The 10710-nt window shown below is 68.2% G+C and carries 10 protein-coding genes and 1 pseudogene; 8 read left to right on the top strand and 3 right to left on the bottom strand.

Annotation, left to right across the window (positions count from 1 at the left end):
- The 3 genes and pseudogenes from KBY78_RS01495 to KBY78_RS01485 all read left to right on the top strand — a co-directional run.
- Positions 1-115: pseudogene (locus KBY78_RS01495) on the top strand (nucleoside-diphosphate kinase); the annotation flags it as partial.
- 61 nt (positions 116-176) lie between these two features.
- Complete coding sequence (locus KBY78_RS01490; protein ID WP_255142032.1) at positions 177-821, top strand: FecR family protein; 645 nt, start codon at positions 177-179, stop codon at positions 819-821.
- Positions 818-2695 carry an adenylate/guanylate cyclase domain-containing protein gene (locus KBY78_RS01485; protein ID WP_255142031.1) on the top strand — a complete coding sequence of 626 codons (1878 nt, stop codon included), beginning with the start codon at positions 818-820 and terminating at the stop codon, positions 2693-2695. Before KBY78_RS01490 ends, KBY78_RS01485 begins: the two co-directional genes overlap by 4 nt.
- 129 nt (positions 2696-2824) lie before the next feature.
- Here KBY78_RS01485 and thiO read toward each other — a convergent pair whose 3' ends face one another.
- The gene (gene thiO, locus KBY78_RS01480; RefSeq protein ID WP_255142029.1) at positions 2825-4027 is read right to left on the bottom strand and encodes a glycine oxidase ThiO; all 1203 of its coding nucleotides are present in this window, start codon (positions 4025-4027) and stop codon (positions 2825-2827) included.
- A gap of 44 nt (positions 4028-4071) precedes the next feature.
- Here thiO and gatB point away from each other — a divergent pair, with 44 nt between their 5' ends.
- The 3 genes from gatB to KBY78_RS01465 all read left to right on the top strand — a co-directional run bounded on the left by gatB (position 4072) and on the right by KBY78_RS01465 (position 6643).
- Positions 4072-5562: an Asp-tRNA(Asn)/Glu-tRNA(Gln) amidotransferase subunit GatB gene (gene gatB, locus KBY78_RS01475; protein WP_399215101.1), complete on the top strand. Its 1491-nt coding sequence runs from the start codon at positions 4072-4074 to the stop codon at positions 5560-5562.
- A 29-nt stretch (positions 5563-5591) separates the two neighbouring features.
- Entirely contained in the window at positions 5592-5858 is a 267-nt protein-coding gene (locus KBY78_RS01470; RefSeq protein ID WP_255142027.1) for an Ets-domain-containing protein, read from the top strand.
- A 182-nt stretch (positions 5859-6040) separates the two neighbouring features.
- Positions 6041-6643 (top strand): chloramphenicol phosphotransferase CPT family protein, encoded by a 603-nt coding sequence (locus tag KBY78_RS01465; protein WP_255142026.1) that lies wholly within the window; start codon positions 6041-6043, stop codon positions 6641-6643.
- A gap of 12 nt (positions 6644-6655) precedes the next feature.
- Here KBY78_RS01465 and KBY78_RS01460 read toward each other — a convergent pair whose 3' ends face one another.
- On the bottom strand, positions 6656-7282 hold the full coding sequence (locus KBY78_RS01460; RefSeq protein WP_255142025.1) for a hypothetical protein: 627 nt from the start codon (positions 7280-7282) through the stop codon (positions 6656-6658).
- Positions 7283-7349: 67 nt separating this feature from the next.
- A complete protein-coding gene (gene coaE, locus KBY78_RS16230; protein ID WP_315856621.1) occupies positions 7350-8825 on the bottom strand; it encodes a dephospho-CoA kinase in 1476 nt (491 codons plus the stop codon).
- Positions 8826-8865: 40 nt separating this feature from the next.
- Between coaE and argJ the strand changes: the two genes are divergently transcribed.
- Positions 8866-10095, top strand: a complete 1230-nt coding sequence (gene argJ / locus KBY78_RS01445; RefSeq protein ID WP_255142023.1) for a bifunctional glutamate N-acetyltransferase/amino-acid acetyltransferase ArgJ — start codon at positions 8866-8868, stop codon at positions 10093-10095.
- Positions 10096-10144: 49 nt separating this feature from the next.
- Positions 10145-10675 carry a hypothetical protein gene (locus KBY78_RS01440; protein WP_255142022.1) on the top strand — a complete coding sequence of 177 codons (531 nt, stop codon included), beginning with the start codon at positions 10145-10147 and terminating at the stop codon, positions 10673-10675.
- The last annotated feature ends 35 nt before the right edge of the window (positions 10676-10710 follow it).

Here is a 10710-nt window from a genome sequence, read left to right as displayed (position 1 = left end):
GATCCACGGCTCCGATGCACCGGAAACCGCGGTCTTCGAGATCAGCTTGTGGTTCCAGTCCTCCGAACTCAGCGACTGGACGCCCGCCGATCAGGTGTGGCGCTGCGAAGACTGAGGGGCCACTCTGGGTCCATCTGCAGCCTGCTGCCATCGCCAGCATCAATCCTCTGGTCCCGTTGACCTTCACTGGCCTGGTGGTGCTGGCCGGGATCCTGCCGGCCCAGGCCAGAGGATCTCTCTCATCCCTGCCGAAGGTGGTGGAGGTGCCCTCCAGGCCTGCCTACGTCATCCCGCCACGGGAGAAGGAGTCCGACGCCCGCCCAGGTCAGAGTCTGGTGCCCTCCACGGTGTTGCGCACGCGGAAGCCAGGGCGCCTTCAGGTGGCGTTCCCCGATGGCCGTCGGTTCCGCCTTGGGGGCGATTCCCTCGCCTTGATCGGTCGCAGCGATGTGGAACTCAGCCGTGGCCAGATCATCGGTTGGTTGATCCCAGGACGCGCCGACGGCCCGCCCCTGCGGATCAGGACGCGGGTGGGTACCGCCTCGATCTCAGGCACCACGGTGTTTCTTGAAGCCAGCCCAGAGCGGCTGCGGATTTTCAGCTGGGAAGGGTCGGTTCAGGTGGAGGCCCGTGACGGCCAACGCTTCAGCCTCAGCAGCGGCGAAGAGGTGATTCATGAGAACGGCGCCTGGAGTCCGCCGCGGCAGCTGAGCCGCGCCGAGGCGACCCAGCGACGCCGTGTCAGCACCTTGCTCCATGGCTTCTCCACACCGATGGAAACCCTGCCGGCATTGGAGCGGGAGCTGGACCGCCTGCCGTGAGGCGTGTCCGGGCCTGGTGGCTGGCGCTGGCCCTGCCCCTGGTCGTGGCGCTCCCCCCCTGCCGCGACACTCCGCCGGGTCAGGCCCTCGCCCAGCTCGACAGCCTGGCCCGGGCGACGTTCTTTCGCTGGCGGGGTCCCCGGCCTGCGCCGCAGGATCCTCTGATCCTGGCGATCGACTCCGAGTCATTGCGCCTGGCAGATCTGCTCGGGTCCGATGAACGGCAGGCCGCGCCGCTCTGGCAGCGGATGGGGCCCTGGCCCTGGCCCCGTGCCCTGCAGGCAGAACTGGCTGTCACTGCTCTGCGGGGCGGCGCCAGCCGTGTGCTGGTCAACCTGGAATACAGCCAGCCCAGCCGCTATGGCCCAGCCGATGACGTGGCTGCGCTGGCCATTCTGACCCCATGGCGGGAGCGGGTGCATCTCGCCACCGGTTACACCCTGGAGCGACGGCAGGGACTGGAGCAGATCAAACTGCGGCGGCCGCTGCTGGCTCTGGGGCCTTCAGGCCTCACCACCTTGCTGCAAAGCGATGCCGGGCTGGCGGAGGCGGTGCCCGGACGGCGCTGGTGGCGAGAGCAGCTTTCCGGCTTCGCCCTTCCCCATCCCCTGCCCATGGCCGTCCTGGTGCGGCCGGACGCCCTCACGGAGGAGCCACTTGGCCTCAACTATCGCGGCCCGGCGGGCACGCTGCCAGCGCTGCCGGCCTGGCGGATCCAGCAGGCACCGGTGGGGATCTGGAAGGGACGCACAGTGCTGATCGGCGCCACGGCAGCGGAGCTGGGAGATCAGCAGGAAACGCCCTACGGGCCCATGAGTGGCAGCGAGGTGCTGGCCACGGCCGTGGGCAATGTGCTCGAAGCTGATGGGCTGCGCTCACTACCAGGGGCGGCGGAGGGGCTGCTGCTGCTGCTCTGGGGTGCTGGTGCACTGGTGCTCCTGGCACGTCCGGCGGCGGCCCTGGGCACGGCCGCTGCGGCCGTTGCGCTGATGGCCACGGGCCTTGGCCTGGCCTACGGGCTCTGGCTGTGGGCCCACTTCAACCTGCCCCTGGCAGCCCTGCTGCTGAGCCCCTTGCTTGGAGGCGGCCTGCGCGTGGCCGCCCAGGTCCTTCAGGAGCACCAGGAGCGGGCTTACCTCCACCAGGTGCTGGCCCGCCGGATCTCCCCGACCCTGCTCAACGACATCCTGCGCAATCCCGCAGCGATCTGGAATCAGGCGGGGGGCCAGCGTTGCCGCTGCGTGCTGCTGTTCAGCGATCTGGTCGACTTCACCCCTCTGAGCGCAGGTCTGGAGCCGGCGGAGTTGTTCGCGCTGCTCAACCGCTACTTCGAGGTCATGGCCGCGGCGGTTCTGGAGGAGCAGGGGCTGCTCGACAAATTCATCGGCGACGCGGTGATGGCTGAGTTCGGTGTGCCGCGCAGCCGTGGCGATCAGATCGAGGCCAGGGCAGCGGTACGCGCCGCCCTGGCGATGCAGCGTGGGTTGGAGGAGCTCAATGCCGGCCTGGCTGCGATGAACCGGCCACCCCTGCGCCATGGCATCGGCCTGCATGTGGGCGAGGTGATCGCCGGCAACCTGGGCTCCAGCCAGCGGCTCGAGTTCACCGTGGTCGGGGCCAGCGTGAACGTGGCCAGCCGGCTGGAGGGGCTGACCCGCCGGTACCCGCAGCACCCGATCCTGATCAGTGGTGATCTGCTGGAGCTGCTCCCCGGCGAGCTGGTGGTGAAGCCGCTGGGTCCCCATCAGCTCAAGGGCTGGCCAGAGCCTTTGGAGGTGCTGGCTCTGCTGGGGCTGGGTCCTGAGGCCCCGGTTACGGATGAGACCAAGCCCGGCCCGTGGCTCAGACGAGCAGGGCAAGGGCCATCACAATGAACGATCTGGGGGGCATGGTCCAGCCTCCAGCCCTCGCCCAGGCCTCCGTTCATGTCGTCGCTTCGCTGCTTCGCTGCAGGTTGCCGCTGCAGGTGCCGGTGGTGTTCGATGCGGCCACCGCCGAGCTGGTCAGCGGGGAATGTCCCGTTCGCCCGTTGGGCCCGGTGGCGGTGAAGGGGATGGGGGACATTCCCGTTTACACCCTGGGAAGCGGTCCCAGCGAAAGTGCTTGAGCAGTGTCTCTGCTTCGGGCTCGATGGCCGCTGGCGCGCCGCCTGGGTTGCCTGCGGGGGGGATGGCCGCCGCGATCAGCTCCGCTGTGATCGCCGCCAGCAGCACACCGTTGCGGTAGTGCCCCGTGGCTAGCCACAGCCCCGGGATCGGACTGGGGCCGAGCAGGGGCGCCTCATCCGGGGTGCCGGGTCGGAAGCCCCACCAACGCTCCATCGGCGGCCAGCTCGCCGCTTCGGGCAGCAGCGCCTCGATGCCCGCCTGCAGCTCCCGTTGCCCGAAGGGGGTGAGACCCTCCGCGAAGCCGGCCTCCGGCTCGCTGGTGGCCCCCACCACCAGCAGACCGTCCTCCCGAGGCACCAGGTAGATGCCTGGACCGAACAGCACCCGCTTCAAGGCGTCTCGGGGCCCCTGCAGCGAGAGCATCTGTCCCTTGATGGGAGCCACCGGCAGGGCGGACATCAACCGGGCGCTCCAGGCGCCGCAGGCCAGCACCGCCCGCCGGCAGGGGATCGTGCCGTCGTCCCCCTGGGCACGGCGGATGCGCACCGCTTCGAGCGCGCGCCCCTGCCGGCACACCAGCTCCAGCACCTCGGCCCCTTCGTCGAACGCCACCCCCCGCTCCACGCAGGCCCGCTCCAGGGCCCGCATCAGCTGGCGGCGGTTGTCGATCTGTCCGTCCTGGGGGAACAGCAGCCCGGCCTGCCAGGAGGACCCGATGCCGGGGATTTCCCGCTCCAGCTCGGCTCGTGTCAGGGGCGTGCCGAAGGCAGCTGTGGGGTAGGCGTCGCGCTGCTCGGCGGAGGCAAAGGGAACCACGATCCCGCAGGGCCGCAGGCCGCAGCTCAGGCCGCTGTCGGCTTCGATCCGCTGCACCCAGTCCGGGATCCGCTCCAGGCTGGCCTTGCCGAGGCCCAGCAGCGGGCCGGAGAGCCCCTCGGCGTGGGGGGCCAGCATGCCGGCGGCCACGAACCCCGCTGCCTCGCTGCGGCGCCGGCTGAGCACCTGCACCATCTCCCCCCGGCGGGCCAGCTGGTGGGCCACCGCCAGGCCGATCAAGCCGCCACCGAGGATCAGCACGGGGTCGCTCTCGACGCTCATGGGGCCGGCTCCGGGGTCCGCTGCATAGGATCGCCCCAGGCGGGATGCAGGTCATGACATCGGCGAGCGGACAGGGCGAATGGGAAGCCGTGATCGGCCTGGAAACCCATGTGCAGCTGGGCACCGCCAGCAAGATCTTCACAGCCGCCTCCACCAACTTCGGAGACGATCCCAACACCCACATCGATCCGGTGGTGCTGGGTCTGCCGGGCACCCTGCCGGTGCTGAATCAGAAGGTGCTGGAGTATGCGGTGAAGGCGGCCCTCGCCCTCAATTTGCAGGTAGCCGAGCACAGCAAGTTCGACCGCAAGCAGTATTTCTATCCTGATCTGCCCAAGAACTACCAGATCTCCCAATTTGACCAGCCGATCGCCGAGAACGGCTGGATCGAGGTGGAGGTGGCCGAGAAGGGCAAAGAGACCTATCTCAAGACGATCGGCATCGAGCGGCTTCACATGGAAGAAGACGCCGGCAAGCTCGTTCATGCCGGTAGTGATCGCCTCGCCGGCAGCACTCATTCGTTGGTGGATTACAACCGCGCCGGGGTGGCCCTGGCTGAAATCGTGAGCAAGCCCGATCTGCGCACGGGCCGGGAGGCGGCGGAGTACGCCTCGGAGATCCGCCGGATCATGCGCTATCTGGGCGTGAGCGACGGCAACATGCAGGAGGGTTCGCTGCGCTGCGATGTGAACATCTCGGTGAGGCGCGGACCGGATGAACCATTCGGCGTGAAGGTGGAGATCAAGAACATGAACTCCTTCTCGGCGATCCAGAAGGCCTGTGACCATGAGATCGCCCGCCAGATCAAGGCGATCGAGGCCGGTGAGCCGATCGGGCAGGAAACACGCCTCTGGGATGAGAGCAAGCAGCTCACCAAGAGCATGCGCAGCAAGGAGGGGAGCAGCGACTACCGCTACTTCCCCGAGCCGGATCTAGGCCCGATCGAGGTGACCTCCGAGCGGCGTGAGGGTTGGCGCGCCGAACTGCCCGAGCTGCCGGCGGCCAAGCGCCACCGTTACGCCGACCAGCTGGGTCTCTCGATCTACGACGCCCGGGTGCTCACCGATGAGCGTGCGATGGCCGAATACTTCGAAGCCGCCGTAGCCGCCGGAGCCGAGGCCAAGGGGGTCGCCAACTGGGTCACCGGCGACATCGCCGCCTACCTCAATGCTGGCAAGCTCTCGATCACCGAGCTGCCCCTGAAGCCCGAGGAGCTGGCGGAACTGGTTCAGCTCATCGACAACGGCACCATCAGCGGCAAGATCGCCAAGGAGATCCTGCCGGAGCTGCTGGAGAAGGGTGGTTCCGCCAAGACGATCGTGGCGGAGCGAGGCCTGGGCATGATCAGCGACCCCGCCGCCATCAAAGAGGTGGTGCAGGAGCTGCTGGCGGCCCATCCGGCTGAGGTCGAGGCCTTCCGAGGCGGCAAGACCAAGCTGCAGGGTTTCTTCGTGGGGCAGCTGATGAAGCGCACCGGTGGCCGCGCCGATCCGAAGCTCGCCAACCGCATCCTCAGCGAGCAGCTGAAGGGCTGAGGATTACTTCGGAAATCCGTGCCACCTAAATGGGCGACCACAACGACCAGAAACTGTCTCCGCGGGAGATGATCCGGGCTCATGCGGGGATCCTTCTTCAGTTGGCCACGACCATCAGCGCTGTCATCATCGCTGCATCACTGGTTCCCATCGCCCGGCAGGCGAAACTCTGGGAGGCCTGCCATGACACCTCAGTGAAGTGGCACGTTGACAACAGCACTGGCGATACGAAGGACGTGCATCAGGCATGGGCGACACGCTTCTGCAATGGCGGCTCCCTCAGGCCAAGAGAATGAAAAAGAGTGCCGCCAGGTTGGAAGGTGGCCGGGCTCTGATCGACAGGGATTGTTGTTCGCCTTGCTTGCGCAAGGCCTGCTCAGGGCTCTGGCCCGCAATGCCGCCGTCCAGATCAGGCTGGAGAAGTTGAAGGGCTGAGCGCGCGGGATAGCCTCGAAAGGCTGGAAATCAGGTGCACGACGTGGACTGGCCGGACGTCATCCTTGTCAACGGGCCGTCCAGTGCGGGCAAGTCCACCCTCTGTCGCCGGCTACAGGCGCGGATCGAGCACCCCTATCTCTGCCTGGGCTTCGACGACCTGCTCTTTTTCGCTGCTCCTCGCTATTACAAAGGGGCAGACACGCCCCGGCAGGGCGATTCCGATCCGTTCACCGCCCAGGGTGTGCAGATGCATCGGGTGTCTGCTGAAGGAGAGCCCCTGGATGTGCGGCCCGTGTTCGGACCCGTCTTCCGGCGCCTGATCGCGGCCATGGCGCCTGTCGTGCGAACGCTGGTGGAGGGCGGCAACGCGGTGATTTTCGATCATGTCCTGCATGATCAGGGGATGATGGACAGCTGCACGGCCGCTTTCGCAGGGCTGCGGGTGTTCTCCGTGGGCATCACCTGTGATCTGGCCATCCTCGAGGCCCGCGAGCGGGCTCGCGGCGACCGCGTCCTTGGTCGGGCGCGTGGTCTGGCGGACGTGGTGCATGGCTTCTGCACCTACGACCTGATGGTGGATTCCGGGCAAATGGGGCCAGAGGCCTGCGTGGATCTGGTGGTCTCCGCTCTGCACGAGGGCTGAGCCAGCCGCTGGTCATCGGCTCGGCGTCGGCTGTTCAGGCACACCAGGCTTGATGAATCCCCGGATTGTATGAAAGGAGTCCTCGGCGAAGGAGGCGTCGCCTGTGAACTCCGGTTTGTTGATGACTCGGAGCCGCTCATCCACGTGGCCGATCAGTTTGGCCATGTCCGGCTTGCTGGCCAGGTTGAGCGTGGTCGGCTCCTGGTTGGCGCTGATCTGGGCGGAGCCATTGGCCACGGCGCTTTCGATCGTGGCGATCAGATCATTGGCCAGCACATATTTACGGCTGTAGTTCTCATAGTTCGCGGCCTGTCCGTAGAGCTGGCTGAAGGTCCAGGCTGAATAGAGCACCAGCCCGGAGGTGATGCCGATGTTGATGATGGCGTTGTTGGACTTCTCCCAACCCTGCTTGCTGATCAGGGCCAGGGAGCTGAGGGCGAGGATCCCGGCCGCGGTGCTCAGAGAAAGGGCGGCGTAACGGTGGGAGAAGTAGAACACCCCCACGGTGCAGGCCAGTCGCCTCCCCTGATCCAGCTGCCGGATCTGTTCCTTGAGCCGCATGGTCTGGCCCGGTTCGATCAACCATTGCCGCAACTGATGGCAGGAGCGGCTCCAGGCCACGATCAGCGCCTTGGGCAACCGGGGCCAGCTTGCCTGAGGCGATCCGGACTCGGCATCCATGCAGACCTTCACGCGAAAAGTGAGGCTAGGAACGTTGCCCTGCGTCGTCAGCAGCCCCTTGCGACAGCGCTTTCTCCACCTGCCGCTCCAGGGCCTCGCTCACGCCATGGTTGTCGATCACCCGATCAGCCAGCGGGCGTTTTCGCTCCATGGGCCACTGGGCCGCCAGGCGGGCCAGGGCCTCGGTTGCGCTCAGGCCATCGCGGGCCATCAGTCGCCGGAGCTGTTGCTCGGCCTCGCAGTCCACCAGCCAGACCTCGCTGCACAGCCCCTCGAGGCCCGCTTCAAAAAGCAGCGGGATCATCAGTACCACCACCGGAGCGGCCGCCAGCTGCTCCAGCTCCGCTTCGAACCGCTGGCGCACCAGCGGATGGACCAGCTGCTCCAGCCAGGCGCGCTCCGCCTGGTCGCTGAACACGATTCGCCCGAGGGCGGAGCGATCGATGCCTCCCACTGGCTGTTGCACCCCTGAGCCGAGGCGCTCCAGCACGGCCTGCTCTCCAGGGCTGCCAGGAGCCAGGGCTTCGCGGGAATAGCGGTCGGCATCCAGCACAGGCAGCCCATGCCGTTCCGCGAGCAAACGGCCCACGCTGCTCTTGCCGCTGGCGATGCCGCCGGTGAGGCCGATCCGCCGCTGGTGGCCCCGCCAGCGCGGACGATTCAGCCGCTCCAGCATGGCCGGCGGCCCCAGCTGCTCCAGGTGGAAGCGGGCGCCATAGCTGGGGGTGGGGCGTTGCGAGTAGAAGCGCGTGCTGCCCTGGCCCTGGGGCCAACGGCGGGACAGGCGGCTGCGCAGGCGCAACCCCCCCAGCACAAGCTGCTGCAGCCAGTTAGGGCTGCAGCTCCACCCGAGGCTGGCGCACACATCACGGCTCACCAGCGCCAGCAGCACCCTGCGCAGGGCCGGCCGCAGGGGAGCCGGCCAGTCGGCCAGCAACATCGCCAGGGTCGACTCGGCGACCTGCCGGTTGCTGGGGGCGCTCTGGAACGCCTCTCGCTCAAAGCGGCGGTTGAACGGCAGCAGCGCGTCCAGGTTGTCGGGGATGGCCTCCAGGCCCATCGCGTTGCCCACCTGCCGACAGAACCGGTAAAGGCACGTCTGCTCCCTCCCGCTCAGGGCCCGCCAGCCGTAGCGGGCCAGCCAGCGGATCGGCTCCGCCACGAAGGTGGAGAGCACGTAGAGGAAATCCCGGTTGCTGATCGCATAGGCGCCATGGATGCGGTTCATCCGGGTGATCACCGCCTGCCCCTGGGGGCTGTCAGGGCCCCAGCGCAGCAGCTCCGCCACCATCAGGCCGGTGTCGTCGTAGCGCTTGCGGGGTCTGTGGGTGAATTCACCCGTGCGCTGCAGCAGGCAGGAGATCGAGGGGACGCAGAAGGTCTTGAGCAGGGCCAGCTCAAGGGAGCGCGTGGTGTCCCAGGGAAAGAGCTCGCCGGCCAGCTCCCGGCAGACGACCTCCACCTGCTTCGGCGTCGGCGATTCAGGCGTGGTCGGCTCCACCACGGCGGCTCGGCAGGATGGTGCGAGTCATCCTGCCGCCGTGACCCATCCCTGGCACCCGATCCCCGGCGGCATCACCGCTCCGGCGGGATTCCTGGCCGCCGCCATCACCGCAGGCCTCAAGGCTTCTGGCAACCCCGATCTGTCGTTGTTGCTGGCTCCCCACGACGCTGTCTGTGCCGGCAGCTTCACCACCAACCACGTGCGGGCGGCCTGCGTGGACCTCTGCGCCCAGCGCCTGGCCGCCAGCGGTGGCCGGGCCCGGGCGGTGCTCACCAATTCCGGCCAGGCCAATGCCTGCACCGGCGATCGCGGTTTGATCGACAGCCTGAGGGCCACCCAGGCCACTGCCGACCTCCTCGGCCTGGCGGCCGAGGAGGTGCTGATCTGCTCCACCGGCGTGATCGGCGTGCCGATCCCGATGGACATCCTGCTGGCGGGCCTCGATCCCCTGGTGGCGGCCCTCAGCCCCGAGGGGGGTGCTGCCGCCGCCACCGCCATCCTCACCACCGATCTGACTGACAAGCAGATCGCCCTTGAGGCTCACCTGGGTGGCCGCCGCGTCCGCCTCGGCGGCATGGCCAAGGGCTCCGGGATGATTCACCCGAACATGGCCACGATGCTGGGCTATCTCAGCTGCGATGCCGGCGTGCCGGCCGAGCTCTGGCAGGCGATGGTGCAGCGGGCGGTGGATCGCTCCTTCAATGCGATCACAGTCGACGGCGACACCAGCACCAACGACACGTACCTGGCCTTTGCAGCCGGGGAACCCCTGAACCCCGAGCACTTCGAGGCGCTGGAGGCCGGCCTGACGGCGGTGTCGCAGCACCTGGCCCGGGCGATCGCCCGCGATGGCGAGGGGGCCACCTGCCTGATCGAGGTGCAGGTGGAGGGTGCCGGGGATGATGCCGGCGCCCGGGCGATGGCCCGTACCATCTGCGGCTCCTCGCTGGTGAAGTGCGCCATCCACGGTCGCGACCCCAACTGGGGCCGGATCGTGGCCGCGGCGGGCCGCGCCGGCGTGGCCTTCGACCCCGAAGCGGTGGCCCTCTGGCTGGGGGAGCACCAGCTGATGGCCGCCGGCCAGCCCCTGCCCTTCGACCGCCCGGCCGCCTCCCGCTACATGGCCGAGCGCGCCGCCGGGGCCTACCTCAGCGATGACACCGTGGCCATCCGGCTGCGGGTGGGCGACGGCACCGGCAGCGGTCTGGCCTGGGGCTGCGATCTCTCCGATCAATACGTGCGCATCAACGCCGACTACACCACCTGAAGGCTTGCGGCTGCAGGCAGGATGGAGCCTCCTTCATCGCCAGCCCCCCATGCCCGAGGCCGGAGCCCGGCGCCGATCCCGTCGACGCAGTTCCGAAGTGGCCGCGGCGCCCCCGAAGCGCTGGGCCCCCTGGGTGCTTCCCCTGGTGGCCGGTCTGGCTTTCGGCTCTGGCTACGCCATCACCGACCGCCTGCTGGCGCTGCAGGCCAAAGGGCCGCTGAAGCTGGATCAGGGGTTCGATCTGAAGCCGTTTCCCGGCACCACGCTGGAGAGCCTGCGCCTGCGTTACGGCGCCGACCGGCAGGAGCTTCGCGGCGATCTCGAGCTGATCGAGCTGGAGCGCACTCAGCAGGAGGAGAAGGCCAAACGTGAGGCCGCTCAGAAGGAAGGGCCGAAGCCAGAGGCCCGTCGGCCCCAGGATGAAGGAGCCGCGAGCGGTTCGGCTTCCGACCCTGCCCCAGCCTCCGAATCCGCCGCCAGCAGGCCCAGTGAGGCTGCTTCGGATCCCGGGCCGCCTGCGTTGCCCGCGCCACCTTCGCTCAATGTGCCGCCGCCGCCGGCTCCCGAGCGCCAGCCCTGATCTGCCACAGTTTGGCCAGAGCGGACGGTCCCTTC

It is taken from the genome of Synechococcus sp. EJ6-Ellesmere, from assembly GCF_024345875.1.
Taxonomy (GTDB): domain Bacteria; phylum Cyanobacteriota; class Cyanobacteriia; order PCC-6307; family Cyanobiaceae; genus Regnicoccus_A; species Regnicoccus_A antarcticus.
The sequence above is the reverse complement of the archived record's forward strand: the minus strand, read 5'-3'. Positions and strand labels throughout refer to the sequence as shown.